The following is a 25261-nucleotide window of genomic DNA, read 5'->3' on the forward strand; positions in this document are numbered from 1 at the left end:
TCGATGGGGCTGGTGGTGCTCGTCGGCGTGTCCGGCAGCGGGAAGTCCACCTTCGCCGCCAAGCACTTCAAGCCCACCCAGGTCATCTCCTCCGACTACTGCCGCGGCCTGGTCTCCGACGACGAGAACGACCAGTCGGCCACCGCCCCCGCCTTCGAGCTGCTCCACCACATCGTCGGCGTGCGCCTGGCCAGGGGCCTGCTGACCGTCGTCGACGCCACCAACGTCCAGTACGCCGCCCGCAAGAGCCTCATCGACCTGGCCAAGCGGCACGACGTCATGGTCGACGCCATCGTCCTCGACACCCCGGAGGAGGTGGCGATCGCGCGCAACGAGAGCCGCCCCGACCGCGACTTCGGCCCAGGCGTGGTGATCAGGCAGCGCAAGGACCTGCGCAGGTCGCTGTCCAAGATCAGCAAGGACGGCTTCAGGCGCGTGCACGTGCTGCGCGGCCTGGAGGAGATCGAGAACGCCACGATCGCCCTCGAGAAGTCGTGGAGCGACAAGACCGAGCTCACCGGCCCGTTCGACATCATCGGCGACGTGCACGGCTGCCGCTCGGAGCTGGAGACGCTGCTGGCCGAGCTCGGCTGGCAGGGCCTGACGCACCCGGAGGGCCGTACAGCCGTCTTCGTCGGCGACCTCGTCGACCGCGGTCCCGACACCCCCGGCGTCCTCCGCCTGGTCATGGACATGGTCGAGGCGGGCACCGCCATCTGCGTGGCGGGCAACCACGAGCAGAAGCTCGTGCGCGCGCTCAACGGGCGCAAGGTCAAGGTCGCGCACGGCCTGCAGGAGTCGCTCGACCAGCTCGCCGCCTGCGACGAGGAGTTCGTGGCCCGCGCGCGCACCTTCATGGACGGGCTGCTCAGCCACTACCGGCTCGACGGCGGCAAGCTCGTCGTCGCGCACGCCGGCCTCAAGGAGGCCTACCACGGCCGCGCGTCCGGCCGCGTGCGCAGCTTCGCGCTCTACGGCGACACCACGGGAGAGACCGACGAGTACGGCCTGCCGGTGCGTTACCCGTGGGCCGAGGAGTACCGCGGCCACGCCATGGTCGTCTACGGGCACACCCCGACCACCAAGCCCGAGTGGATCAACAACACGATCTGCCTGGACACCGGCGCCGTCTTCGGCGGGCGGCTGACCGCGCTGCGCTACCCCTCGCGCGAGATCGTCTCCGTTCCGGCGGAGAAGGTCTGGTACGAGTCGGTCAAGCCGCTGTCCGCTCCCGGCTACCGCGACCCGGCCGCGCTCGACATCAACGACGTGCAGGGCACCAGGCACGTCGAGACGCGCTTCGGCACCAGGGTCAAGGTCATGGAGGAGAACGCCACGGCCGCCCTGGAGATCATGTCCAGGTTCGCCGTCGACCCGCGCTGGCTGGTCTACCTGCCGCCGACCATGGCGCCGCCGGAGACCTCGAAGCTGGAGGGGTACCTGGAGCACCCGCACGAGGCGTTCGAGGAGTTCGCCGCGGCGGGGGTCACGCGGGTCGTGTGCGAGGAGAAGCACATGGGCTCGCGGGCGGTAGCCGTACTCGCCAGGACTCCTGACGTGGCGGCGCATCGCTTCAACGTGACGGACGGTTCTTCAGGCGCGGTCTACACCCGCACCGGGCGCCCGTTCTTCGGCGACCTGAACCCGCTGGTCGACCGGTTGCGCGAGGCCTGCGAGCCGCTGTGGGACGAGCTCGGGAGCGACTGGGTGGTGCTCGACTGCGAGCTGCTGCCGTGGTCGGCGAAGGCGCTCGACCTGATCAGGACGCAGTACGCCTCGGTGGGCGCCGCGGCGCGCGCCGCGCTTCCCGCGGCGGTGGAGGCGCTCGAGGCGGCGGCCGGGCGCGGGCTGGATGTGGGCGGACTGTTGGCCCGCACCCGGCGCCGCCACGACAACGCTGCCCTTTTCCGCGACGCTTATGCGCGGTACTGCTGGCCGGTCGAGGGCCTGGAGGGTGTACGGCTGGCGCCGTTCCAGATCCTCGCCGTCGAGGGCAGGGCCACGGCCCTGGAGCCGCACGCGTGGCACCTGTCCACGCTGGGCTTGCTCGAATCCTCCGAGATCATCACCCCGACCAGGCACGTCTTCGTCGACCTCGACTCTCCTGAGTCGCGCGCCGAGGCCACGGCGTGGTGGGAGTCGATGACCGAGGCCGGGGGCGAGGGCATGGTCGTCAAGCCCGCCACCTACGTGCCTGGGCGGGTGCAGCCCGGCGTGAAGGTGCGCGGCCGGGAGTACCTGCGCATCATCTACGGGCCTGACTACACCGAGTCGCTCGACGTGCTGCGCAGGAGGTTCCTGGGCAAGAAGCGCTCGATGGCGCTGCGCGAGTACGCGCTGGGGCTGGAGGCGCTGTCGCGGCTGGCCGACGGCGACCCGCTGTGGCGCGTCCACGAGCCCGTCTTCGGCGTCCTCGCCCTGGAGTCCGAGCCCGTCGACCCCCGCCTCTAGCCGGGCGGGCCCCAGGTGAGGGTCCTGCTGCTCGGGTACCCGATCGCCGTGAGGCGGTCGCGCTTGAACGTGAGCGCCTCCGCCCCGGTGTCCCCTCCGGGAAGGGGGAGCGGGCTGTATGTCCACTCCCCCTTGTGGTGGTGCAGCAGGACGGCCACGCGGTGATGCGCCCGCGCGGCACCTTCTCCGGGGTTGGAACCTCGGGTAGCTTCTCCGCGCGCCAGCCCGCGCCGTCGTGGTGCTCGACGACGCCGTCGCGGAGCCGCCAGCGCTTCGCCTCCGGCGGCTCGGCCGTACGGAGAGGGTGGGGTTCGCCGAGGCGCCAGGTCAGCGGGTCGCGGGGAGGGGCATCGCGTAGGCGACCGGCTCGCCGCAGTCCACGGGCTCGGCGCAGGCGGAGGAGCCGCAGGAGACCGCGAACCATCCGACGGCGAGCACGGCCAGGATCCAGAGGCGCATGGGTGGGCAGTATGCCGAAAATTCGGACTTGGTGGTGACTACAGAAAGTGACGTACGGGTACGGTCCGCACATGGCGACGCCCACAGACAGTCAGGAACAGCTCGGCCACGTCGTGTTCATCACGGCAGCCGCGGCGATCGGCGGGTTCCTGTTCGGCTACGACAGCTCCGTGATCAACGGCGCGGTCACCGGCATCCAGAAGCACTTCGCCGTCGGCTCCGTGGAGACCGGCTTCGTCGTGGCCATCGCGCTCCTCGGCTCCGCCGTCGGCGCGTGGTTCGCCGGCGGGCTCGCCGACCGCTTCGGCAGGACGAAGACGATGCAGGCCGCCGCCCTGCTGTTCGCGGTCAGCTCGATCGGCCAGATGCTCCCGTTCGCGATCTGGGACCTGGGCTTCTGGCGGGTGCTCGCCGGCGTCGCCATCGGCATGGCCTCGGTGATCGGCCCCGCCTACATCGCCGAGGTCGCCCCGCCCGCCTACCGCGGCAGGCTCGGCTCCTTCCAGCAGCTCGCCATCGTGCTCGGCATCGCCATCTCGCAGCTGATCAACTACTTCATCGGCCAGCTCGCCGGCGGCGACGTCAACAACCAGCTGTGGGGCCTGGAGGCATGGCAGTGGATGCTCGGCGCCTGCCTCGTCCCCGCGCTGATCTACCTGTTCTGCGCCTCGGTGATCCCCGAGTCGCCGCGCTTCCTCGTCTCCGTGGGCAAGATGGCCAGGGCGCGCAAGGTGCTGGCCGAGGTCGAGGGCGACGACGCCGACCTGGACGCCAGGCTGAACGAGATCCAGCAGTCGCTGAAGAGCGAGCGCCGCGCCCGCCTCAGCGACCTGCGCGGCAAGGCGCTCGGCCTGCTGCCGATCGTGTGGGTCGGCATCCTGCTCTCGGTGTTCCAGCAGTTCGTCGGCATCAACGTGATCTTCTACTACTCGTCGTCGCTGTGGCAGTCGGTCGGCATCGACCAGAGCCAGTCGCTGCTCATCAGCGTCATCAGCGCCGCCATCAACATCGTCGGCACGCTCATCGCGATCTCCCTCGTCGACCGGGTCGGGCGCAAGCCGCTGCTGCTCGTGGGCTCGGCAGGCATGGCGATCTCGCTGGCCACGGCGGCGTGGGCGTTCAGCTCGGCCGTCGGCGAGGGCTCCGACGTGAAGCTGCCCGACCCGCAGGGCACGATCGCGCTGATCGCGGCGAACGTCTTCGTGTTGTTCTTCGCCCTGTCGTGGGGTGTGGTGGTCTGGGTGCTGCTGGGGGAGATGTTCCCCAACCACATCCGCGCTGCTGCCCTGTCCGTGGCGGCGGCCGCGCAGTGGGTGGCGAACTGGCTGATCACCGTGTCGTTCCCGCGCATGTCCGAGTGGAACCTGTCGATGACGTACCTCATCTACGCCATCTTCGCCGTGCTGTCGTTCTTCTTCGTGACGCGGTTCATCAGGGAGACCAAGGGGCGCAGGCTCGAAGACATGGGCTAGCGTCTTCACCCGTGATCGACGACGTGCTCGGGCCCTCACTCGACGTGCTGTTCTGCGGAATCAACCCCGGTCTCATGTCCGAGGCCACCGGGCACCACTTCGCCAGGCCCGGCAACCGGTTCTGGCCTGCGTTGCACCTGTCGGGCTTCACGCCTCGGCAGCTCGCGCCGGCCGAGCAGCACCTGCTGCCGTCTTACGGCCTGGGCATCACCAACGTGGTCGCCAGGCCCAGCGCGACGGCGGCTGAGCTGACCAGGGCGGAGCTGGTCGAGGGCGGTGAGCGGCTGGCGGCGCTGGTGGCCGGGCTGCGTCCCAAGGTGCTCGCGGTGCTGGGCATTTCGGCTTACCGTACGGCTTTCGCCCGGCCCAAGGCGGTGATCGGGCCGCAGGACGACCTGGTCGGCGGTGTTCGGGTCTGGGCGCTGCCCAACCCCAGCGGACTCAACGCCCACTGGACCCTGGACGCGATCGCAGGCGAACTACGCCGACTGCGCACCACCCTTTAACCCCGGTCTTTCTCGCCCGTGCGGGGAGACGTCTGTCTTCGGGTGGGACAGGTGATCTTCTGTCGGGGTTCTTGACGTCAAAAAGAGCCCGCACCTGATCGGTGCGGGCTCTTTGGGGTACGGCGTCAGCCGGTGCGGCGGTAGTGGGAGCGGCGGTGGAAGAAGCCCAGCACCATCGCGACGATCCACACGAAGAACAGCACCTTGAAGAAGCCGAATCCGCCGAACGCGATGCCCAGGACCAGCGCGACCAGCAGGATCGGGGCGATCGGCCCAGGACCACGGCGGCCGTGGCGGTGGGCGCGGCGCTCCTCGCGCATGCGGTGGCGCATCTCGTGATGCGCCTGGTGGAGCTGCTTCATGTGGTCGTGATGGCCCTGCCAGCCGTACGGGCCGTAGCCCGGCCCCGGCTGGGCGTACGCCTGACGCGCCGGCTCGCCGTACCCGGACGAGGGCAGGTCGGCGGTCACCGCGGCCAGGTCGCGCGCGGTCTTGGCGGCCAGCGCGCGGTCGAGGCGCTGGTCGAGCTCGTCGTGGTCGAGGCGCCCCAGTGCGAAGTGCTCGCGCAGGGCGGCCATGGTCTGTTCGCGTTCCGCGTCGCCGATGCGTAGCTCGTCGGCGGTCATACTGCCTCCTCGCCGCCCGCGTGACCGCCGGGCGCCTGCCGTTCAGTCTGGTCACTCATATCGTTGAACGCCGGGGGTAGGGCGAAAGTGCCCCTTTCGCACGCTACCTCCGTCGTCGTGAATGTGGGCGCCCGCGGTGCTCACTCCTCGTCGTCTGGGCCGTCGGCCAGGATCTGGTAGAGCTTGCGGCGCGTCTCGACGAGCACCTTGCGGGCGTCGCGGATCTGCGCGTCCGTGCCGGTCTGGAGGACCTGCATCATCGCGAACCCGGACTGCCGGACGATGTCCCACATGTCCGCCGTGTTGTCGTCCACGTCGGGGCGCATCTCGTCCCACGGGGCGCGGACGTCGTCGGGGTGCTCGGCGATGTAGGTCTGGCCCGCCTCGGTGAGCTTGAAGGTCTTGCGTCCCTCGTTCTCCTCGGCGACGACCAGGCCCTCGTCGGTGAGCTGCTGGAGCGCCGGGTAGACGGCGCCGGGGCTGGGCTTCCAGCCGCCCTCGCTGCGCTCGGCGATCTCCTGGATGATCTGGTAGCCGTTGCGCGGCTCCTCGGCCAGAAGGGCGAGGATCGCGGAGCGGACATCGCCCCGCTTGGCCTTGCGCTGACGGCCACCCCAGCCACCACGGCCGCCGAACCCGCCGGGACCGAAAGGACCACCGGGGCCGAAGGGGCCGCCGCGTCCGCCGCCGAAGTCCCAGGGGCCACGGGGGCCACCGCGGCCGCGCCGCCTGCCCTCGCCTTCTTCCGGGGTGGGGCCTGGGCGGTGGTGGTGGTGCCGGTGGCCCGCGTGTTCCCAGGCTCCGGCCATGTTCTTGAACGCTTCTCGGGCGGCGCGTCGCAACTCACGGGAGTCGGGCCACTGGCCACCCATTGCTTGTGCGGAAGTCATTTTGTACTCCTTGGTTCTGTAGGGAGCGATCGACTTTCGACCGCTCTCGATGCCTCAACGATATATCGAGAACATGTCTATAGCAACCCACCGCTTCCAGATTCCATTCCCCGGCAGCCCGCCCACCGCCCGCCCCTGGTCCTGCGATGGCTGGCCACCTCTGGGAGTTCCCCTATGCGCGGGGACCCGTGCTTGGTTGTGAGGTGGCTGGCCGCCCCTGGTGGTTGCCGTCCGTGCGTGGACCCGCTCGGGTCGGCCGCCGCCGGGTGGTTGCGCGTCGTGTGGGGGTGCCCCGCGCCGACCTTGGGTCCCGGGAGTGGGTCGCCCCTGCTTCTCCCCGCGTGGGGCGAGTGGGGGGAGGTGAGTGGCGGGGTGTGGGTCGCCCGGTCGGCCGGGCGCGAGCGGCTGGACCTTTGGGTGCGCTGCGAATGGTCCGGGGCGCGAGCGGTGTTGCGGAGCGGGTCGCTCTCCCTGGGGAGAGCGGGTGGCTCTCTCTGGGAGAGCGGGCGGGGGATTCCGGGGTTTGGGGGGGTCTTGTGGGGGATTTTGGGGTGGTTTTTGGGGGTGTGGGTTGGGGTTTGGGCTGGTCGGGGGAGGGGTGGGGGGCAGAGTGAGGCAGATCACGAAAAAGTCGCGAAATCTGGGAACAGTCGCGAACTGGAGCACGTTAACTAGGGCAGACGAGGTCGTTCCACGTCGGCAGGGCTGGGGGGTGCTGTCGCCGAGGTAACGACCTCGTCTGTTTATCTCCGCCCGCGCACGCCCACGGCTTTGCCGTAAAGTGCAAAAGGTGATCTTCGCATGATGGGGCACACGCACGCGATGACCGGTGCCGTGGCCTGGCTCGGCCTGGCCCCCGCGCTCTCGGTCTTACCGCTGCTCAACGAATCCAGCCGCTACATCGAGACCGGCATCATGGCCACCGCGATGGCCCCCACCGAGCTGGTCGCCGGCGCGATCGTCTGTGCGGGCGCGGCGATGCTGCCCGACCTCGACCATCCCAGCGCCACCATCGCCCAGACCTTCGGCCCCGTCACCTGGGTGCTCAGCAAGATCGTGGCCTGGCTCAGCGGCGGGCACCGGGGCATGACGCACTCGCTGGTCTTCGCCGTCGCCATGGGGTTCGGCGCGCACTGGCTGGCGAGCACCTACCCGATCGGCCGCGACATCATGGTCGTCCTGCTGATCGGCCTGGCGTTACGCGCGATCGGCATCGGCATCCCCGGCAATAAGCTCGGCTCGGCGATGATCAACGTCGGCATCACGACCGGGCTGTTCGTGGTGTTCCGGTCGATGGAGGTCGGTTACGCCTGGCTGGGCATGGCGGTGGGGATGGGCTGCCTGATCCACGTGGTGGGCGACTGCATGACCGAGCGCGGCTGCCCGGTGCTCTGGCCGTTCGCCCAGCGGTGGGTGCTGCCGTGGAAGATCGGCATCAAGACGGGCAAGAAGTTCGAGCAGAAGATTCTCGCCCCGATACTTTCCGTCGTCATTATCGGCCTGCTCTTCTGGCGGCTGGCACCCCTCTGAGGGTTTAACTTGATGTCGAGATACTTTCCGAGATATCTTGACGTCGAGAGATCCGCTGCAACCTGCCGGTTAGGGTTACCTAACGTCATAGGGACGCTGAAGGTGCGGCAGGATTTGCATGAGCAATGGTCCACCGAGGAGGCGATTCACCGTGTCCGCGAACAGCTTCGGCAGCCGTGACACGCTGCGCGTTGGCGACGCGTCGTACGAGATTTTCCGGCTCGATGCCGTCGAGGGCTCGGCACGCCTGCCGTACAGCCTGAAGATCCTGCTGGAGAACCTCCTCCGCACCGAGGACGGCGCGAACATCACCGCCGACCACATCCGTGCGCTGGGCCAGTGGGACCCGAAGGCACAGCCGAGCGTGGAGATCCAGTTCACGCCCGCCCGCGTCATCATGCAGGACTTCACCGGCGTCCCCTGCGTCGTCGACCTCGCCACCATGCGCGAGGCCGTCCGCGACCTGGGCGGCGACCCGGACAAGATCAACCCGTTGGCGCCCGCCGAGATGGTCATCGACCACTCGGTCATCGTCGACTTCTTCGGCCACCCCGACAGCTTCCAGCGCAACGTCGAGCGTGAGTACGAGCGCAACCGCGAGCGTTACCAGTTCCTGCGCTGGGGCCAGACGGCGTTCGACGAGTTCAAGGTCGTCCCGCCCGGCACCGGCATCGTGCACCAGGTGAACATCGAGCACCTGGCCCGCGTCGTCATGACCAGGGACGGCAAGGCCTACCCCGACACCTGCGTCGGCACCGACAGCCACACCACGATGGAGAACGGCATCGGCGTGCTCGGCTGGGGCGTCGGCGGCATCGAGGCCGAGGCCGCGATGCTCGGCCAGCCGATCTCCATGCTGATCCCGCGCGTCGTCGGCTTCAAGCTGACCGGCGCGCTCCCGGCCGGCGCCACCGCGACCGACCTGGTGCTGACCGTCACCGAGATGCTGCGCAAGCACGGCGTGGTCGGCAAGTTCGTGGAGTTCTACGGCGAGGGTGTCTCCAGCGTTCCGCTGGCCAACCGCGCCACGATCGGCAACATGAGCCCCGAGTTCGGCTCGACGGCCGCCATGTTCCCGATCGACGGCCAGACCATCGACTACCTGCGCCTGACCGGCCGCCCCGAGGAGCAACTCGCGCTCGTCGAGGCGTACGCCAAGGCCCAGGGCCTGTGGCTCGACCCGAGCGCCGAGCCGGAGTTCTCCGAGTACCTCGAGCTCGACCTGAGCACGGTCGTTCCGTCGATCGCCGGTCCGAAGCGCCCGCAGGACCGCATCGCGCTGACCGACGCCAAGAGCGCCTGGCGCGCGGCGGTCAAGGACTACGCGGTCGAGGCCGACTTCGGCCCGATCGACGAGGCGTCCGACGAGTCCTTCCCGGCCTCCGACTCCCCGGCGATCTCCCACGGCGGCAACGGCGACCAGCCGCACGCCGCGACGCTGAACGGCAAGCGCCCGCACAAAAAGGTGCCCGTCACCCTCTCCGACGGCACCAGCTTCGAGATCGACCACGGCATCGTCTCCATCGCCGCGATCACGAGCTGCACCAACACCTCCAACCCGTACGTCATGCTGGGCGCCGCCCTGCTGGCCAAGAACGCCGTCGACAAGGGCCTGACGCGCAAGCCGTGGGTGAAGACCTCACTGGCGCCGGGTTCGCAGGTCGTCACCGGCTACTTCGAGCGCTCCGGCCTGCAGCCGTACCTCGACAAGCTCGGCTTCAACCTGGTCGGCTACGGCTGCACCACCTGCATCGGCAACTCGGGCCCGCTGGACGAGGAGATCTCGGCCGCGATCCAGGCCAACGACCTCGCGGTCACCGCCGTGCTGTCGGGCAACCGCAACTTCGAGGGCCGCATCAACCCCGACGTGAAGATGAACTACCTGGCCTCGCCGCCGCTGGTGGTCGCCTACGCGCTCGCGGGCTCGATGGACGTCGACCTGAACACCGAGCCGCTCGGCACGGGCTCGGACGGCCAGCCGGTGTTCCTCAAGGACATCTGGCCGGCGCCGGAGGACGTCGCGGCCGTCGTGAACGACTCGATCGACAGCGAGATGTTCAAGCGCGACTACGCCGACGTCTTCAAGGGCGACGCGACCTGGCAGTCGCTGCCGATCCCGACCGGCAACACCTTCGAGTGGGACCCGTCGAGCACCTACGTGCGCAAGGCCCCCTACTTCGACGGCATGCCGGAGAAGCCGGAGCCGGTCACCGACATCGCCGGCGCCCGCGTGCTGGTCAAGGTCGGCGACTCGGTCACCACCGACCACATCTCGCCGGCCAGCTCGATCAAGGTCGGCACCCCGGCCGCGCAGTACCTCGAGGCCAACGGCGTCGCGGTCAAGGACTTCAACTCCTTCGGCTCGCGCCGGGGCAACCACGAGGTCATGATCCGCGGCACGTTCGCCAACATCCGCCTGCGCAACCAGGTCGCGCCGGGCACCGAGGGCGGCTACACCCGCGACTTCACCCAGGCGGACGGCCCGGTGTCGTTCATCTACGACGCCTCGGTCAACTACGCCGCGCAGGGCACCCCGCTGGTGGTGCTCGCGGGCAAGGAGTACGGCTCGGGTTCGAGCCGCGACTGGGCGGCCAAGGGTACGGCGCTGCTGGGCGTGCGCGCGGTCATCGCCGAGTCCTACGAGCGCATCCACCGCTCCAACCTCATCGGCATGGGCGTCCTGCCCCTGCAGTACCCCGAGGGGCGGAGCGCGGAGTCGCTGGGCCTGACCGGCGAGGAGACCTTCGACATCACCGGTGTCGAGGAGCTCAACGGCGGCGGCATCCCGAGCACCGTGCACGTGAAGGCGGGCGACGTGGAGTTCGACGCGGTGGTCCGCATCGACACCCCTGGTGAGGCCGACTACTACCGCCACGGCGGCATCATGCAGTACGTGCTGCGCTCGCTCCTGGCCAAGTAAATACGGAAGAGCCGCCCGTCCCGAGCGGACGGGCGGTTTTTTCATGCCTTGACATGAGGTTAGTTGTTAGGAACCCTTCCTAACAAACACCCCCCGTGGAAGGGCGTGAGCCCCGTGCGCAGAGCCATCCTCGCGTTATCCCTCCTTCTCGGTTTCACCGCCACCCCAGCCCAAGCAGCCACCACCCGCTACGAAGCCGAGAACGCCGCGATCTCCCAGGGCGTCGTGGAGTCCAACCACACCGGCTACTCGGGCACCGGCTTCGTGAACTACGACAACGTCACCGGCAGCTCGATCACCTTCACCGTGTCGGCCCCCCAGGCGGGCCAGGCCACGATCGCCCTCCGCTACGCCAACGGCACCACCGCCAACCGCCCGATGACCATCGCCGTCAACGGCGGAACCCCCACGGCCAAGGACTTCAACGGCACGGGCAACTGGGACACCTGGGCCACGGCCACCCTGACGGCCACGCTCAACGCCGGGTCCAACACGATCACCGCCACCGCGACCACCGCGAACGGCGGGCCGAACCTCGACTACCTCGAAGCCGACGTCCAGCAGCCGACCAACGACTACCAGGCCGAGGACGCCACCCTCAGCCAGGCCATGGTCGCCACCAACCACACCGGCTTCACCGGCACCGGCTTCGTCGACTACGTCAACACCACCGGCGGCTACGTGGAGTGGACCGTCACGCCGCAGCAGGCCGGCGCCGCCGTACTGGCCTTCAGGTACGCCAACGGCACCACGGTCAACCGCCCCCTGGCGATCACCGTCAACGGCGGAGCGCCCGTCGCCCAGGACTTCACCGGCACGGCCAACTGGGACACCTGGGCCACCATCCAGGTGCCCGCCACCCTGAACGCTGGCGCGAACACCATCAGGGCCACCGCCACCACCGCCAACGGCGGCCCGAACCTGGACAAGCTGTCCATAGGCGGCGGTGACGGCCAGCCGCCCACCGCGCCCGGCAACCCGCGCGTGACCGGCACCACCAGCAGCAGCATCTCGCTGGCCTGGGACGCCTCCACCGACGACGTCGGCGTGACCGGCTACCGCGTGCTCGAAGGCTCGACCGTCCAGGCCAGCCCTGCGGGTACCAGCGCCACGATCGGCGGGCTGGCGGCGAGCAGCACCCACACCTACACGATCGTCGCCGTCGACGTGGCGGGCAACGTCTCGCCGCCCAGCGCGCCCGTGACCGGCACGACGCAGCCGGGGTCCACGGGGCCGGGCATGGCGGTCGCGCCGTACAAGTACGCGGGCTGGGGCAGCTCCAGCACTCCGGCGGCGGTGATGTCCGCGACCGGCGTGAAGTGGTTCACCCTGGCGTTCATCCTGTCCGACGGCACCTGCAACCCCAAGTGGGACGGCACGCGCGCCCTCACCGGCGGCACGGACCAGGCCGCGATCAACGCGATCAGGTCGGCGGGCGGTGACGTCGTCATCTCGGTCGGCGGCTGGTCGGGCACGAAGCTGGGCGAGAAGTGCACCAGCGCCTCCGCCCTGGCCGGGGCGTACCAGAAGGTGATCAGCGCCTTCAACCTCAAGGTCCTCGACATCGACATCGAGAACACCGAGTGGGCCAGCGCCACCGTCAGGCAGCGCGTGATCGACGCACTGAAGACCGTCAAGGCGAACAACCCCGGGCTGAAGACCGTCATCACCTTCGGCACCACGCCCAGCGGCCCGGACTCCACCGGCGTCGACATGATCACCAGAGGCGCCAACTCCGGCCTGGCCAACGACGTCTGGACGGTCATGCCGTTCGACTTCGGCGGCCACACCGGCACCATGGGCGCCGCGACCGTCAGCGCCGTCGAGGGCCTCAAGGCCAGGGTCAAGGCCGCGTACGGCTACAGCGACGCGGTCACCTACGCCCACATCGGCCTGTCGTCCATGAACGGCAAGACGGACGACGCGGACGAGGTGGTCAGCCTCACCGACTTCCGCACGATGCTCGCCTACGCGCAGGAGCACCACATCGCCCGCCTCACCTTCTGGGAGCTCAACCGCGACCGTGCCTGCGGCTCGGGAGGTGACCTCAACGCCTGCAGCGGCGTCTCCCAGCAGCCCTACGACTTCACCAAGATCTTCGCCCAGTACACCGGCTAGCGACTCCGGTAGTGAGGAGCGGCGAGCGCAGCGACGCTCGCCGCGACCGGATGCCGCCCTGGCTAGGCCACCTTCGACGAGGGCGCGGACCAGGTGTTGCAGACGCTGGGGGACTCGGCGGCGAAGCCCTTGTTGAACCAGCTCGCCCGGTTCTCCCGGGAGCCGTGGTCGTTGGTCATGCTGCCCTTCTCGCCGCCGATGGCCCAGGTCAGCGCCATGAGCGCGCCCCACTCGCCGACCGAGCGCTTCTGGCCCTGCCAGTTGGCGCCGATGTAGACCCCGGCCAGGCAGTCGGCCTGCAGCTCGTAGCGGCGGTTGGCCTCCAGCAGCTGCTTCTTGTCCTTGAACCGCTCCTTGAGCACGGCGTCCCACATGCCGGTCGTGTACTGGATGTGGTGACCGTACTCGTGCGCCATGACCAGCATGAAGCCCACCTCGGGGGCGTACTCGCGCACCGCCTCGGGGACGATGATCGCGATCTGGTGGTCGATGTTGCAGTACGCGCCGGGGGCGGAGTCGCCGACCTTGCCGCCGCAGAACTTCGCGCTGCCGTCGGTGTAGTAGCGCACCCACGGCTTGCCGTACCCGCCCAGGTGCTTGCCCCACGCCGTGTCGAGGCAGGTCAGCAGGTTGTTCACGTGGGCGGACACGGCCTTGTGTCCCCGGTTGGGCATGGACGGCAGCTTGCAGGCTGTGGGGGCCATGGCGCCCGTCTCGTACAGCTTGTTGTGGGTCAGGGCGGGCGAGGTGGTGGTCAGTAGTCCGGTGAGGACGATCAAGGCGAGCTTCATGCGCCAAGCGTGCGCGACCCGGCTTGATCGTCGCTTTCATGACACCTTCGAGGCGGGCGCCTTCCACGTGTCGCAGGCGCCGGGGGAGACGGCCGCGTAGCCGCGCTTCAGCCAGTAGGCGCGGGTGGTCCCCCTGCCGTGGCTGCGGTAGTCCTCGCCCCAGTCGCCGCTGGCGATCGTGGCGTCCACCAGGTCGGCCCAGTCCTTGGGCGAGCGGTCGAGGGAGTCCCACACGCTGCCGAGGAACACCCCGGCCAGGCAGTCGGCCTGCAGCTCGTAGCGCCGGTTGTACTCGGCCGCGCGGCGCGGGGTGGCGCGCGCCAGGCGCTCGTAGGCGCGGCGCAGGCCGGTGACCTGCTGGACGTGGTGGCCGTACTCATGGGCGGCGACCTTGAACGGGTACAGATCGGTGCGGTCCTCGATCCACGCCCCCTCCAGCGGGAAGTGCAGCGTGCGCGAGGTGGTGCAGTAGAACGCCGAGGCGCCCGACGGCCACGGCACCCCGCACACCCGGTCGGCGGGCTCCTCGTAGTAGCGGACGGACGGCTTGCTGAACGGGTGCAGGTGCGCCGACCACGCGGCGTCCAGGCACGACGTCACCGCCGCCAGGTACTCCTTGGCGTGCGGGATGCCGCCCTGCGTGAGCACGCGCTCGTGACACGACGAGGTCTTCATGCGGCCGGAGTCGTACAGCGGCGTGGGGGTGAGCGCCAGCGCGGCGACGAGCAAGGGGGTGAACACGGGCATGGAGCCTACTGGTTAGATCTCCGGGTATGACGACATTAAGCCTGGTTATTGCGGGTTTCGCGGTATTTGTCGGCTCGGTGGTCCAGGGCGGCGTGGGGTTCGGGCTGGGGCTGGTCGCCGCTCCGGTGCTCACGATGCTCGACCCCGGGCTGATGCCCGGCGCGATCCAGGTGGTCAACGTCACGCTGCCGCTGTTCACCCTCGCGGCCGAGTGGCGGAAGGTGGACTGGCGCGGGCTGGGCTTCGCGGTGCTCGGCAGGCTGCCGGGCAGCGCTCTGGGGGCGCTGGTCGTCGTCTACATCTCGGTGTCGACGCTCGGGGTGCTGGTGGGGGCCATGGTGCTGGTCGCGGTGGCGCTGACCGCCTGGGCGCCCGCCGTACCGCGCAACGGGGGCACGCTCACCGGGGCCGGGTTCGTCTCCGGGGTCACCGGCACCGCGACCGGCATCGGCGGGCCGCCGATGGGGCTGGTCTACCAGACGGCCAAGGGGCCGCAGATCAGGGCCACGCTCGCGATGTTCTTCTTCCTCAGCGCCGCCCAGTCGCTCGTGATCCTGAAGATCGTCGGCCACCTGCCGAACACCGCGCTCGTCTCCGGGGCGTTGCTGATCCCCTTCATGGTCGTGGGCTTCCTCGTCTCCGGCCCGCTGCGCCGCTACCTGGACGGCGGCCGGGTGCGCGTCGCGGTCCTCGGCGTGGCAGCGGTTTCCGCGCTTGCCCTGATCACGCAGAGCCTCGCCCGTTAAGCGGGCGTTTCTGGATTGTTACCCCGAACAACAAACTCAGTCTCCGCTAGGTCTTCCCATGCGCGCCAGGGCGGAATACGTTGCCGCAAACAACATTCAAACCCCCCACGAAAGGACCCATGCCATGCGCAAGGGGATCCTCAGCCTGACCGCCGCGACAGCGGCGCTGACCCTCGGTCTCACCGCCTGCGGGGGCCAGAGCGGTGACACCACGACAACGCAGAACAGTGGAAGCGCCAGTGCCAGCGCCAGCGCTCCGGCGGCCAAGGCCGCCAAGGTCGGCGTCATCCTGCCCGACAGCAAGTCCTCGGCGCGCTGGGAGACGGCCGACCGCAAGTATCTGGAGGAGGCCTTCAAGGCCGCCGGTGTCGAGTCCGACATCCAGAACGCGCAGAACGACAAGAACGCCTTCCAGACCATCGCCGACCAGATGATCACCAACGGCGCCAACGTGCTGATGATCGTCAACCTGGACTCGGGCACCGGCAAGGCCGTGATCGAGAAGGCCAAGGCGCAGGGCGTCCCGGTCATCGACTACGACCGCCTCACCCTGGGCGGCGGCGCGGCCTTCTACGTCAGCTTCGACAACACCAAGGTCGGCCAGCTGCAGGGCGAGGGCCTGGTCAAGTGCCTGACCGACAAGAAGGCCAGCAAGCCGATCATCGCCGAGCTGAACGGCTCGCCGACCGACAACAACGCCACCCTGTTCAAGGAGGGCTACGACAGCGTACTCAAGCCCAAGTACGACGCGGGCGAGTACGTCAAGGGCCCCGACCAGTCCGTGCCCGACTGGGACAACACCCAGGCGGGCACGATCTTCGAGAACATGCTCAGCGAGCAGTCGAAGATCGCCGGCGTGCTCGCCGCCAACGACGGGCTCGGCAACGCGGCCATCACCGTGCTGAAGAAGAACAAGCTCAACGGCAAGGTGCCGGTCACCGGCCAGGACGCCACCGTCCAGGGCCTGCAGAACATCCTCGCGGGCGACCAGTGCATGACCGTCTACAAGGCGATCAAGCAGGAGGCCGACGCGGCAGCCAAGCTGGCCATCGCGGTCGCCAAGGGCGAGAAGCCCACCGCGTCCGGCAAGGTGGCCGACCCGGAGAGCAAGCAGGACGTCCCCGCCGAGCTGCTCACCCCGCAGGCCATCTACTTCGACAACGTGAAGGACGTCGTGGCCGACGGCTACGTCACCAAGGAGGAGCTGTGCACCGGCGACTTCGCCAAGAAGTGCACAGAAGCCGGAATCCAGTAGAAAATCGGCTGGGGGTACGGCGTCGCCGTACCCCCTCCTCCCCGAGGAGCCCCCATTGAACCCCGTGCTCGAACTCAGGGGGATCGACAAAAGCTTCGGTCCCGTCCAGGTCCTGCATGACGTCGCGTTCACCGCCTACCCCGGCGAGGTGACCGCGCTCGTCGGCGACAACGGCGCCGGCAAGTCCACACTGGTCAAGTGTGTCGGCGGCATCTACCCGATCGACTCGGGCGAGTTCCTGTTCGACGCCAAGCCCGTGCAGGTGCACAGCCCGCGCGACGCGGCGGCCCTGGGCATCGAGATCGTCTACCAGGACCTCGCGCTGTGCGACAACCTCGACATCGTCCAGAACATGTTCCTGGGCAGGGAGCGCAAGAGCGGCCTGATCCTGGACGAGGCCACGATGGAGGAGCTCGCCGAGCAGACCCTGTCCAGCCTCATGGTCAGGACGGTGAAGTCCATCAGGCAGCAGGTCTCCAGCCTGTCCGGCGGCCAGCGGCAGACCGTCGCCATCGCCAAGGCCGTGCTCTGGAACAGCAAGCTCGTCATCCTCGACGAGCCGACCGCCGCCCTCGGCGTCGCCCAGACCGCGCAGGTGCTCGAACTCGTGCGCAGGATGGCCGACAAGGGCCTGGCCGTCGTGCTCATCTCGCACAACATGAACGACGTGTTCGCCGTGTCAGACCGGATCGCGGCGCTCTACCTGGGCCGGATGGCAGCCCAGGTCAAGACGTCCGACGTCACGCACGCGCAGATCGTCGAACTCATCACCTCAGGCCGTAGCGGAGATCTGGGGATCGCCCAATGAACAAGGTCAAGGACCTCCCCGCGGACGACGCGATCGTCACCGCGACCCAGTCACCCTCGATCGCGCACAGCAGCCGCGCCTACGTCGAGCGGGTACGGCAGGGCGACATCGGCGCCCTGCCCGCCGTGCTCGGCCTGCTCGTGCTCTGCGTCGTGTTCGCGATCCTGCGCCCCAACTTCGTCTCAGCGGGCAACTTCGCGAACCTCTTCACCCAGGGCGCAGCGGTCACCGTGATCGCGATGGGCCTGGTGTTCGTCCTGCTGCTCGGCGAGATCGACCTGTCGGCCGGTTTCGCCAGCGGCGTGTGCGCCGCGGTGCTGGCCGTCACGCTCACCCAGTTCGGCCTGCCGTGGTACGTCTGCGTGCTGGCCGCCATGGTCACCGGGGTGGTGATCGGGTTGCTGCTGGGCACGCTGGTGGCCAAGGTGGGCGTGCCGTCCTTCGTGGTCACGCTCGCCGCCTTCCTCGGCTTCCAGGGCCTGGTGCTGGTGCTGCTGAAGGAGGGCACCAACATCTCGATCACCGACCCGGTGATCAAGGCGATCGAGAACAACAACCTGCCGCCCACGCTGGGCTGGGCGCTGTTCGCCCTGTGCGTGGCCGCCTACGCGGCGGTGCAGATCGTCAGGGCGCGCAAGCGGGCGGCGCGCGGGCTCGTCGCCGAGCCGCTGACGCTGATCGCGGCGCGCGTGGGCGCGCTGGCCGTCATCGCCGGGGCCTCCGTCTACGTGCTCAACCTGGAACGGTCGAGGAACCCGCTGTTCGCCTCGCTCAGCGGCGTGCCGATCGTGGTGCCGATCATCCTGGTGCTGCTCGTGGTGTGGACGTTCGTGCTCCGCCGTACCGCCTTCGGCCGCCACGTCTACGCGGTCGGCGGGAACGTGGAGGCGGCGCGCAGGGCGGGCATCCCGGTCGACCGGATCAAGATCAGCGCGTTCGTGATCTGCTCGGGCATGGCCGCGATCGGCGGCATCATCGCCGCGTCCAAGGCCGCCTCGGTCGACCCGAACACCGGCGGCAGCACCGTCCTCCTGTACGCCGTGGGCGCGGCCGTCATCGGCGGCACCAGCCTGTTCGGCGGCAAGGGCAGGGTGCTGGACGCGGTGCTCGGCGGCGCGGTCGTCGCGGTGATCGAGAACGGCATGGGCCTCATGGGACTGGGCTCCAGCGCCAAGTACCTGGTAACCGGAGGTGTGCTCCTGCTGGCAGCGGGCGTCGACGCCATCTCGCGTCGTCGCGCGTCCGCCGCTGGTCTAAGGTGATCAGCGACTTCGACGCCTACCAGGAACCGACGATCATGCGTGCCGGCCCGTCCCAGGAGGACATCAGGCGCCACAACCTGGGCGCCCTACTGCGTCATGTCCACCTCGGCGGGCCGACCTCGCGGGCCGAGCTCACCTCGCGGATGGGGCTCAACCGCAGCACGATCATGGCGCTGACCGCCGACCTGGCGGCGGCCGGCCTGGTGCGGGAGGAACTGCCCCGCGAGACGGGCCGCGCCGGCCGTCCCTCGCTGGTGGTCCGCCCCGAGTCGGCGCGTGTCCACGTCCTCGCCTTCGACGTGGGTCCCGACCGGCTGGTGGCCGCCCGCGTCGGGCTGGGCGGCGTGATCCTCGACCGGCACGAGTCGGTACGGCAGCGCGGCACCTTCGGCCTGGACGAGACGGTCGTGAAGCTGGCCGGGTTCGCCCAGCGGATGCGGCGCAAGGACACGGTCTGCGTGGGCGTCGGCGCCGCCGTCTCCGGCGGGGTGCGCAGGGGCGACGGGGTGATCAGGTTCGCGCCGAACCTGCACGTCGAGGAGGTGCCCTTCGGCTCGGCGCTGGGTGGCGAGCTGGGGCTGCCGGTCAGCGTCGGCAACGACGCCAACCTCGGCGCGCTCGCCGAGCACAGCAGGGGCGTGGGCGCGGGCGTGCGCGACCTCATCTACCTGCACGGCGACGTCGGCATCGGCGGCGGCGTGATCGCGGGTGGCCACCTGCTCGGCGGCCACGAGGGCTACGGCGGCGAGATCGGCCACATGGTCGTGCATCCTGGCGGGCGCGAGTGCGGGTGCGGCTCGCGCGGCTGCCTGGAGTCGGAGGTGGGGGAGCGGGCGCTGCTCGAACTCGCCGGACGGGCCGGGGTCGAGGTCGGCTCCGTCGGCCGTGACGCGGTCAGGGCCGTCGTGGACGCGGCCGACCGCGGCGACATCAGGGCGCAGGAGGCGCTCAGCAAGGTCGGCGACTGGCTGGGGCTCGGGGTGGCGAGCCTGGTCAACATCTTCAACCCGGAAATGGTGATCTTCGGGGGGATGCTGCGCGAGGTCTACCTGGGCTCGGCCGCCCAGGTGCGCAGCCGCGTGGCCCTGCACGCCCTCGCGGTGCACAGGGAGAAGCTGCGGCTGCGCACCTCGGCGCTGGCCGATGACGCGACGCTGGTGGGGGCCGCCGAGCTGGCCTTCTCACAGGTGCTCGCCGACCCCCTGGAAGCGCTGGCCCGCGCCGGGAACGCCTAGCTTCCGGCGGGCGGCTGGCCCTCGGGGCCGCCCACGTCGTACCAGGACGGGTCGGCGATGACCTTGCAGGGCTTGACCTTGCCGACGACCACCCTGGCGCTGAAGGAATACAGAACCTTCGGCTTGCCGGTGGACTGGTCGTCGTTCTCGCTGAACTCCAGCACCAGCGTCTGGCCCTTGCCGAGGTACTCCGGGTTGATGTCGAACCCGCGGTCGCGCCCCCGCATCACCTTCGCGTGCACGGACGACCTGTAGTTGTCCTGGAGCATCGAGTCCTTGCCCCCGGCCAGCTCGCCGCGGTCGAAGTCGCACCTCGTGCCGGGCTTGAGGTAGGACACGTCGGCCGTGATGCCCACCTTGGCCAGGTCGCGCTCCAGCCGGTCGGCGTCCCTGAACTCGTTGATCAGCACCCTGACCGTGCCGTCCGCGCCCTTGCTCACCGCGTACGCGGGCGACTCCGTGCCGGTCAGCAGGGGTACGCCGATGGCCGCGACGGCCGCGAGCCCGGCCACCGTCGCGCCCATCGCCAGCACGCGCCTGCGGCGGCCGCGGGCGTTACGCGCGACGATCTCTGTCTGCATCTCCATGAGAATCTGCTCCTCGAACCTCATCCGGGTGTTCCTTCCATGACGAGAGGGAGTGCCTGCAACCTCCGGCGGGCGCGGTGCAGCCGGACCATGGCGGTCCCCGACCGGATGCCCAGAGCGGCGGCCGCCTCGGTGACCGTCAGCTGGTCGATGACGACCAGTTCGAGTACGGCGCGCTCGCCCTCGGGCAGATCGGTCATGGCCTGGAAGGCCCGCCTGGCCGGCCGTTCCGCGTCGATCCGCTCTTCGAGCCTGGTCAGGTCGTCGGTGTCGAGTTGACGCCGCCCGCCGACCCGGCCCGTCAGCCGCGACTCCTGGACGGCCCGCCTGCGTTCGGCGGACAGCGTGTTCCGCGCCACGCCGTACAGCCAGGCCACCTCGCTGCCCAGCCCCGCCCTGTAGGTGTGGGCCGAGTCGAGCACCGCCAGGAAGACGTCCGCCACCAGGTCGGCCACCTGGTGGGGATCGTCGACCCGGCGGGCCAGGAACCGGGTGATGTCGTCGACATGCCGCCGGTAGAAGGTCTCGAACGCGGCGGGATCCTTAGCGAACTCCGCCTTCTTTCGCAGCACCGGCACTGCCCCCTTCGTCGATCTACAACCGGTACTTGGAACGAAGGGCGCAAAGCCTTACAAGAGCGCCTGAACCAGCAGGTCAGCGAGGCGGCGGCCCCCGACGAGACCCGGGTCGAGGTCGGGGTCGTAGATGGTGAGGTCGAGCCCGGCGAAGCGCGGCGAGGCGACCAGGCCGGACACCAGCGCGCCCAGGTGCTCGAAGCCGAGCCCGCCGGGCTCCGGGCTGTCCACGGCGGCCAGCTCGGCCGGGTCGAGGACGTCGGCGTCGCAGTGGATCCAGAAGCCGTCCAGCTCCTGGCGCGCCACGACGTCCAGCGCCCGCGCGACGGCCGCCGCCGGGTCGGCGACGGCGGCGGTGGCGTCGATGAGGTGCATGCCCGCCGCTGCGGCCTCCTCGGCGCACTCGTCGTCCGGCCTGAACCCGATCGCGACCACGTCCTCGGTGCGCAGGGAGGGGCCGAGCCCGCCCAGGTCGGCCAGCGGCCCGCCGAGCCCGGTGACCATCGCCAGGCTCTCGCCGCCCGCAGCGCCCACGTTGTCGCTGTTGCCCGGGTGCCGGTAGTCCAGCCCGTCGAGCGACACCAGCCCGTAGCGGCCGCGCCGCTTCAGCGCCAGCGCGAGACCGACGAGGATGCTGCAGTCCCCGCCCAGCACCACGGGCGTCCGTCCGCCGTCCAGCAGAGCGCCCACCCGGTCGGCCAGGAGCAGCCCGTGCTCGGCGATGGCCGCCTCGTTGCGCACGATGCCGGGCGTCCAGTCGGGCAGGTAGCGGGCGGCGGTCACCACGCCCGCCTCGCGCGCACCGAGCCGTTCCAGCAGCCCGGCGTCGCGCAGCACGCCGGGGGCCTTGTAGCAACCGGGAACGGCCCCCTGCAGCGGCGGGCGCAGGCCGAGGTTGGAAGGGGCGTCCAGCAAAGCGATCTGTCTCATTCGCCCATTGTGGCGGGAGTGACGCCGGAGACCGGAGCGGGCTCGTCCAGATGCCGCTCCCACGTCTCGAAGAGCACGTCGGCGGGCGCGAAGGGGCTGATGGCCGCCCTGGCCTCCGCGGGCGAGAGCTCCTCGTAGGTGAGCGGGCGCCCCAGGTCCTTGCCGAGCCGCTCGATCTGCTCGGCGTGCGTCATCGACACGGGCCCGGTCACGTCATAGGTACGGCCGGCGTGCGCGTCGCCGGTCAGCGCCTCGACCGCGATCGCCGCGAAGTCGGCCGGGTGGATGGAGGAGACCTGCGCCCGCGCGTACGGCCCGCGCACCACGTCGCCCGCGAGCAGCTGGCCGGGAACGTCGAAGGCCCACATCAGCGGGTCGGACGAGGCGACCGCCAGGCGCAGGAACGTGTACTCCAGCCCTGACTCGCTGATCTGCCGCTCCAGGTCCTCGTGGAAGGCGGCGATCTCGTTGTCCTGCCCGATCGCGCCCGACGACTGGAAGACGACGCGCCGCACCCCCGCCTCCTTGGCGGCGGCGAGGAAGGCGGGCGCGAAGCCGGGCACCGCGGCCAGCAGGAACACCGCCGAGACCCCGTCGAAGGCGGCACGCAGGCTCTCGGCGTCCGCCAGGTCACCGGACACGACCTCGGCGGCTGCGGGCAGGCCGGCCTTCTCCGGGTCGCGGGTCAGAGCGCGGACGGGGGCGCCCGCCGCCGCCAGCTGCTCGACGATGGAGCGGCCGACGGGGGCGGTGGCGGCTGTGACGAGGATCATGGCTGTCTCCTTTGGCTTGTGGAGACAGTCCATCACCCTATGCGGAAAGGTTCTTTCCGCGATTAGGCGACTTTCGACGACGGGGCGGCGAAGGTGTTGCAGGCGCTCGGGGCAGCGGCCTCGAAGCCCCTGCTCAGCCAGTACTTCTGGATCCTGCCCTTGCCGTGGTCCCTGATCTTGCTGTGCTCGTCGCCGCTGGCGGCCACGATGTCCAGCAGGAGCTGCCAGTCCTCGTCGGTGCGGTCGAGGGAGTCCCAGACGCTGCCGATGAAGACCCCGGACAGGCACTCGGCCTGCAGCTCGTAACGCCGGTACTGCTCGTTGAGCTCCTTCTTGTTCCGGTACGGCTCGTCGTCGAAGGCGGCCCTGATGCCGGAGATGTTCTGCAAGTGGTGACCGTACTCATGAGCGACCACGTCCATGAGGAACAGGTCGTCGATGTTCTTCAACGTCTTCTTGTCGAGCAGGACGACGAACTTCCTGCTCTTGTTGCAGTAGATGCCCGCCGCCTCGCCCCAGGAGTCGCCGCAGAAACGCTTCGCCTTGGAAATGAAGCCGAGGGACGGCCTGCTGAAGCGCATGCCCGCTTCCTTGAAGTGCGCGCCCCAGCTGCGGCCCAGGCAGTTGTAGATCTTCTGCACGTACTCCCTGGCCAGGCGCGCGTTGCGGTTCTCCAGCGGCGGCTCTGGGCAGTCGACGGGGGCGAGCGCGCCCGTCGTGTACAGCTTGTGGTGGGTCAGCTGACGGCTCTTGATCGGATAGACGGCGTGGGTCTCCGACGCCCCGGCGCTGGTAGCGGCCGAGGCGGGAGCGGGCGCGGTCGCGCAGAGCAACCCGGCAAGTACGGCCGAGGCCGTGGCGATGAGGGGGAGCTTCATGCGAAGGAGTCTGTTACGCCCCGGTTGAAGATTGATTGACGTTCACCGTACGCGGGTCAGCGGGGCGGCGAAGGTGTTGCAGTACGACGCGGAGGCGCCGCTGTAGCCGCGGTTCTGCCAGTAGGCCAGGTTGCGCGGCTTGCCGTGGACCTTGCTCTCACCGGCCCTGCTCACCGCGTCCAGCCAGGTGTCCCAGTCGATGCCCGGGTTGATCGACTCGAGCGTGGAGCTGTAGAAGACCCCGGCGAAGCACTCGGCCTGCATCTCCAGGCGGTGGCTCACGATGTCGCGGGCCGTGCCCCTGGCCCGCCAGTAGAGCACGTTCTGCGCGTCCAGGATCCCGGCGAGCTGCTGCACGTGGTGGCCCCACTCGTGGGCGACGGAGTGCGCGATGTTCATCTTGAACGGGTCGTTCAGGTCACGCTTCATGATCCGGATCGCCACCGTGCGCTGCGTGGGGCAGTACTGGGCGCCGTTGGTGGTGATCTTCCCGCAGACGGAGTTGCTGCCGGTGGTGATGAAGATCTTCGGCGGGGTGTAACGCAGCCCGGCGGACTTGAACCTGGTGGCCCAGAACCGGTTGGCGCAGTTGGCCATCGCCTTGTGGAAGTACTTCAGCGAGGCGGTGCTTCCCGCGCGGATCTCGGGGATGTTGCACGACTGGGGCGAGGTGGTGCCCGACCGGTAGATCTTGTTCTTCACCAGTACGGCGGGCATCGGCGCCGCCTCGACCTTGGCGGGACTGGCGGAAGGGCGGGTGGCGGCGGTCGCCGTACCGGACAGGGCCAGGCCCGTGATCATGCAAGCAGACACCACGAGGAAGGGGATACGCATGACGGCGGATCATAGAGCAATAAATGGAGATAAGTTGACCCGGGGTTGGTTGACCCCGGGTCGGTGGCGTCCTAGGAGACCGTGGACTTCTTGGCGCTCCACGTGTTGCAGGCGTTCGGCGACTCGGCGTCGAACCCGCGCTGCAGCCACTTGGCGATGTTGGACGGCTTGCCGTGGATGCCGTCGTCGAAGCCCGCCTGGGCGACCTTCACGATGTACTTCCAGTCGAAGTCACGCCGGCCCAGCGAGTGCCAGATGCTGCCGATGAAGGCGCCGGACAGGCACTCGGCCTGCAGCTCCACGCGGCGGGCCTCCTCGAAGATGCGCGCCTTGCTCTTGCCCTTGTACTTGTCGACCTCGGGCAGCATGCCGGTGAGCTGCTGGATGTGGTGACCGTACTCGTGCGCGATCACCTCCATGAGGAACAGCTCGGTGGGCTCGGACAGGATGCCCGCGTCGAGCAGGAAGGTGATCTTCTTGTTGTTGGGGCAGTAGAGCGCCTGGGCGCCGAGGGGGAACGTGCCACAGCCCGTCGGGGCGCCCGGCTTGGAGATGACCTGGAACTTCGGCTTGGCGTACTTGATGTTCACCTTGGCCAGCTGGTCGGTCCAGGACTTGTCCAGGCACTCCATGACGAACTCGAGGTAGATCCTCGCCCCGTCCAGGTCATCCGACTGGACCGGCTGCTCGTGGCATTCCTCGAGGTCGAACTTGCCCGTCTTGTAGAGCGGGTTCTTGGTCAGCACAGGCTTGAACCCAGGTGACGGAGTGGCGGCCGCGGAGGCCGTGCCGGCGAAGAGCAAGCTCGCCAGGACGCCGCACAACAGCGTCATAAGGGGGGTACGCATGAGAAGGCACCCTATTGGAG

General features: G+C 69.4%; 24 protein-coding genes. 11 read left to right on the plus strand and 13 right to left on the minus strand.

What is annotated here, in order from left to right:
* Positions 1–3 precede the first annotated feature (3 nt).
* Positions 4–2451, plus strand: coding sequence for a polynucleotide kinase-phosphatase (locus ACIBG8_RS31865; RefSeq protein ID WP_397347812.1), 2448 nt, complete (start codon positions 4–6; stop codon positions 2449–2451).
* Here the strand turns inward: ACIBG8_RS31865 and ACIBG8_RS31870 are convergent.
* Together ACIBG8_RS31870 and ACIBG8_RS31875 are read right to left on the minus strand one after the other, a co-directional pair.
* On the minus strand, positions 2448–2609 hold the full coding sequence (locus tag ACIBG8_RS31870; protein WP_397346733.1) for a hypothetical protein: 162 nt from the start codon (positions 2607–2609) through the stop codon (positions 2448–2450). The two genes, ACIBG8_RS31865 and ACIBG8_RS31870, sit on opposite strands and share 4 nt — an antisense overlap.
* A 169-nt stretch (positions 2610–2778) precedes the next feature.
* Complete coding sequence (locus tag ACIBG8_RS31875) at positions 2779–2910, minus strand: hypothetical protein (protein ID WP_397346734.1); 132 nt, start codon at positions 2908–2910, stop codon at positions 2779–2781.
* A gap of 71 nt (positions 2911–2981) precedes the next feature.
* Here ACIBG8_RS31875 and ACIBG8_RS31880 point away from each other — a divergent pair, with 71 nt between their 5' ends.
* Positions 2982–4382: a sugar porter family MFS transporter gene (locus ACIBG8_RS31880; protein ID WP_397346735.1), complete on the plus strand. Its 1401-nt coding sequence runs from the start codon at positions 2982–2984 to the stop codon at positions 4380–4382.
* An 11-nt stretch (positions 4383–4393) separates the two neighbouring features.
* Entirely contained in the window at positions 4394–4888 is a 495-nt protein-coding gene (mug, locus tag ACIBG8_RS31885) for a G/U mismatch-specific DNA glycosylase (RefSeq protein WP_397346736.1), read from the plus strand.
* 125 nt (positions 4889–5013) lie between these two features.
* Here the strand turns inward: mug and ACIBG8_RS31890 are convergent, their stop codons facing one another.
* A complete protein-coding gene (locus ACIBG8_RS31890) occupies positions 5014–5514 on the minus strand; it encodes a DUF1707 domain-containing protein (RefSeq protein WP_397346738.1) in 501 nt (166 codons plus the stop codon).
* Between the two features lie 140 nt (positions 5515–5654).
* Complete coding sequence (locus ACIBG8_RS31895; RefSeq protein ID WP_397346739.1) at positions 5655–6404, minus strand: PadR family transcriptional regulator; 750 nt, start codon at positions 6402–6404, stop codon at positions 5655–5657.
* 801 nt (positions 6405–7205) lie between these two features.
* Between ACIBG8_RS31895 and ACIBG8_RS31900 the strand changes: the two genes are divergently transcribed.
* The 3 genes from ACIBG8_RS31900 (at position 7206) to ACIBG8_RS31910 (ending at position 12972) form a co-directional block, all read left to right on the plus strand.
* Complete coding sequence (locus ACIBG8_RS31900; protein ID WP_397346740.1) at positions 7206–7934, plus strand: metal-dependent hydrolase; 729 nt, start codon at positions 7206–7208, stop codon at positions 7932–7934.
* Positions 7935–8085: 151 nt separating this feature from the next.
* Positions 8086–10854, plus strand: a complete 2769-nt coding sequence (gene acnA, locus ACIBG8_RS31905) for an aconitate hydratase AcnA (protein WP_397346741.1) — start codon at positions 8086–8088, stop codon at positions 10852–10854.
* Between the two features lie 114 nt (positions 10855–10968).
* On the plus strand, positions 10969–12972 hold the full coding sequence (locus tag ACIBG8_RS31910; protein WP_397346742.1) for a CBM35 domain-containing protein: 2004 nt from the start codon (positions 10969–10971) through the stop codon (positions 12970–12972).
* 62 nt (positions 12973–13034) lie between these two features.
* On the opposite strand, the gene ACIBG8_RS31915 is transcribed toward ACIBG8_RS31910, so the two are convergent.
* Together ACIBG8_RS31915 and ACIBG8_RS31920 are read right to left on the minus strand one after the other, a co-directional pair.
* Positions 13035–13763 (minus strand): neutral zinc metallopeptidase, encoded by a 729-nt coding sequence (locus ACIBG8_RS31915; protein WP_397346743.1) that lies wholly within the window; start codon positions 13761–13763, stop codon positions 13035–13037.
* 36 nt (positions 13764–13799) lie between these two features.
* Positions 13800–14504 (minus strand): neutral zinc metallopeptidase, encoded by a 705-nt coding sequence (locus ACIBG8_RS31920; RefSeq protein ID WP_397346744.1) that lies wholly within the window; start codon positions 14502–14504, stop codon positions 13800–13802.
* Between the two features lie 32 nt (positions 14505–14536).
* On the opposite strand from ACIBG8_RS31920, the gene ACIBG8_RS31925 reads away from it, so the two are divergent.
* The 5 genes from ACIBG8_RS31925 to ACIBG8_RS31945 all read left to right on the plus strand — a co-directional run bounded on the left by ACIBG8_RS31925 (position 14537) and on the right by ACIBG8_RS31945 (position 19816).
* Entirely contained in the window at positions 14537–15256 is a 720-nt protein-coding gene (locus ACIBG8_RS31925) for a TSUP family transporter (protein WP_397346745.1), read from the plus strand.
* Between the two features lie 124 nt (positions 15257–15380).
* Entirely contained in the window at positions 15381–16511 is a 1131-nt protein-coding gene (locus ACIBG8_RS31930; RefSeq protein WP_397346746.1) for a sugar ABC transporter substrate-binding protein, read from the plus strand.
* 55 nt (positions 16512–16566) lie between these two features.
* Positions 16567–17319, plus strand: coding sequence for an ATP-binding cassette domain-containing protein (locus ACIBG8_RS31935; RefSeq protein WP_397346747.1), 753 nt, complete (start codon positions 16567–16569; stop codon positions 17317–17319).
* The gene (locus ACIBG8_RS31940) at positions 17316–18581 is read left to right on the plus strand and encodes a sugar ABC transporter permease (protein ID WP_397346748.1); all 1266 of its coding nucleotides are present in this window, start codon (positions 17316–17318) and stop codon (positions 18579–18581) included. The genes ACIBG8_RS31935 and ACIBG8_RS31940 overlap by 4 nt, the downstream gene beginning before the upstream one ends.
* A 35-nt stretch (positions 18582–18616) precedes the next feature.
* The gene (locus ACIBG8_RS31945; RefSeq protein WP_397347813.1) at positions 18617–19816 is read left to right on the plus strand and encodes an ROK family protein; all 1200 of its coding nucleotides are present in this window, start codon (positions 18617–18619) and stop codon (positions 19814–19816) included.
* Here the strand turns inward: ACIBG8_RS31945 and ACIBG8_RS31950 are convergent.
* The 7 genes from ACIBG8_RS31950 to ACIBG8_RS31980 all read right to left on the minus strand — a co-directional run bounded on the left by ACIBG8_RS31950 (position 19813) and on the right by ACIBG8_RS31980 (position 25241).
* A complete protein-coding gene (locus ACIBG8_RS31950) occupies positions 19813–20427 on the minus strand; it encodes a hypothetical protein (protein ID WP_397346749.1) in 615 nt (204 codons plus the stop codon). The two genes, ACIBG8_RS31945 and ACIBG8_RS31950, sit on opposite strands and share 4 nt — an antisense overlap.
* Positions 20424–20981: an RNA polymerase sigma factor gene (locus ACIBG8_RS31955; protein WP_397346750.1), complete on the minus strand. Its 558-nt coding sequence runs from the start codon at positions 20979–20981 to the stop codon at positions 20424–20426. The genes ACIBG8_RS31950 and ACIBG8_RS31955 overlap by 4 nt, the downstream gene beginning before the upstream one ends.
* Before the next feature lie 51 nt (positions 20982–21032).
* Positions 21033–21908, minus strand: coding sequence for an arginase family protein (locus ACIBG8_RS31960; RefSeq protein WP_397346751.1), 876 nt, complete (start codon positions 21906–21908; stop codon positions 21033–21035).
* The gene (locus ACIBG8_RS31965; RefSeq protein WP_397346752.1) at positions 21905–22681 is read right to left on the minus strand and encodes an SDR family oxidoreductase; all 777 of its coding nucleotides are present in this window, start codon (positions 22679–22681) and stop codon (positions 21905–21907) included. Before ACIBG8_RS31965 ends, ACIBG8_RS31960 begins: the two co-directional genes overlap by 4 nt.
* Positions 22682–22743: 62 nt before the next feature.
* On the minus strand, positions 22744–23559 hold the full coding sequence (locus ACIBG8_RS31970) for a neutral zinc metallopeptidase (protein WP_397346753.1): 816 nt from the start codon (positions 23557–23559) through the stop codon (positions 22744–22746).
* Positions 23560–23601: 42 nt separating this feature from the next.
* Positions 23602–24393, minus strand: a complete 792-nt coding sequence (locus ACIBG8_RS31975) for a neutral zinc metallopeptidase (RefSeq protein WP_397346754.1) — start codon at positions 24391–24393, stop codon at positions 23602–23604.
* Between the two features lie 71 nt (positions 24394–24464).
* Positions 24465–25241 (minus strand): neutral zinc metallopeptidase, encoded by a 777-nt coding sequence (locus ACIBG8_RS31980; protein ID WP_397346755.1) that lies wholly within the window; start codon positions 25239–25241, stop codon positions 24465–24467.
* Between the last annotated feature and the right edge of the window lie 20 nt (positions 25242–25261).

Origin of the sequence: Nonomuraea sp. NPDC050556, assembly GCF_044457355.1 — a bacterium.
Lineage (GTDB): Bacteria > Actinomycetota > Actinomycetes > Streptosporangiales > Streptosporangiaceae > Nonomuraea.

Bases quoted from the DNA above. Each gene is read 5' to 3' on its own strand.
- ACIBG8_RS31890 (WP_397346738.1), bottom strand. From the start codon at position 5,514: ATGACCGCCGACGAGCTACGCATCGGCGACGCGGAACGCGAACAGACC.
- ACIBG8_RS31930 (WP_397346746.1), top strand. From the start codon at position 15,381: ATGCGCAAGGGGATCCTCAGCCTGACCGCCGCGACAGCGGCGCTGACC.
- ACIBG8_RS31900 (WP_397346740.1), top strand. From the start codon at position 7,206: ATGATGGGGCACACGCACGCGATGACCGGTGCCGTGGCCTGGCTCGGC.
- ACIBG8_RS31880 (WP_397346735.1), top strand. From the start codon at position 2,982: ATGGCGACGCCCACAGACAGTCAGGAACAGCTCGGCCACGTCGTGTTC.
- ACIBG8_RS31940 (WP_397346748.1), top strand. From the start codon at position 17,316: ATGAACAAGGTCAAGGACCTCCCCGCGGACGACGCGATCGTCACCGCG.
- ACIBG8_RS31950 (WP_397346749.1), bottom strand. From the start codon at position 20,427: ATGAGGTTCGAGGAGCAGATTCTCATGGAGATGCAGACAGAGATCGTC.
- ACIBG8_RS31925 (WP_397346745.1), top strand. From the start codon at position 14,537: ATGACGACATTAAGCCTGGTTATTGCGGGTTTCGCGGTATTTGTCGGC.
- ACIBG8_RS31875 (WP_397346734.1), bottom strand. From the start codon at position 2,910: ATGCGCCTCTGGATCCTGGCCGTGCTCGCCGTCGGATGGTTCGCGGTC.
- ACIBG8_RS31960 (WP_397346751.1), bottom strand. From the start codon at position 21,908: ATGAGACAGATCGCTTTGCTGGACGCCCCTTCCAACCTCGGCCTGCGC.
- ACIBG8_RS31970 (WP_397346753.1), bottom strand. From the start codon at position 23,559: ATGAAGCTCCCCCTCATCGCCACGGCCTCGGCCGTACTTGCCGGGTTG.
- ACIBG8_RS31895 (WP_397346739.1), bottom strand. From the start codon at position 6,404: ATGACTTCCGCACAAGCAATGGGTGGCCAGTGGCCCGACTCCCGTGAG.
- ACIBG8_RS31965 (WP_397346752.1), bottom strand. From the start codon at position 22,681: ATGATCCTCGTCACAGCCGCCACCGCCCCCGTCGGCCGCTCCATCGTC.
- ACIBG8_RS31975 (WP_397346754.1), bottom strand. From the start codon at position 24,393: ATGCGTATCCCCTTCCTCGTGGTGTCTGCTTGCATGATCACGGGCCTG.
- ACIBG8_RS31980 (WP_397346755.1), bottom strand. From the start codon at position 25,241: ATGCGTACCCCCCTTATGACGCTGTTGTGCGGCGTCCTGGCGAGCTTG.
- ACIBG8_RS31945 (WP_397347813.1), top strand. From the start codon at position 18,617: ATGCGTGCCGGCCCGTCCCAGGAGGACATCAGGCGCCACAACCTGGGC.
- ACIBG8_RS31865 (WP_397347812.1), top strand. From the start codon at position 4: ATGGGGCTGGTGGTGCTCGTCGGCGTGTCCGGCAGCGGGAAGTCCACC.
- ACIBG8_RS31915 (WP_397346743.1), bottom strand. From the start codon at position 13,763: ATGAAGCTCGCCTTGATCGTCCTCACCGGACTACTGACCACCACCTCG.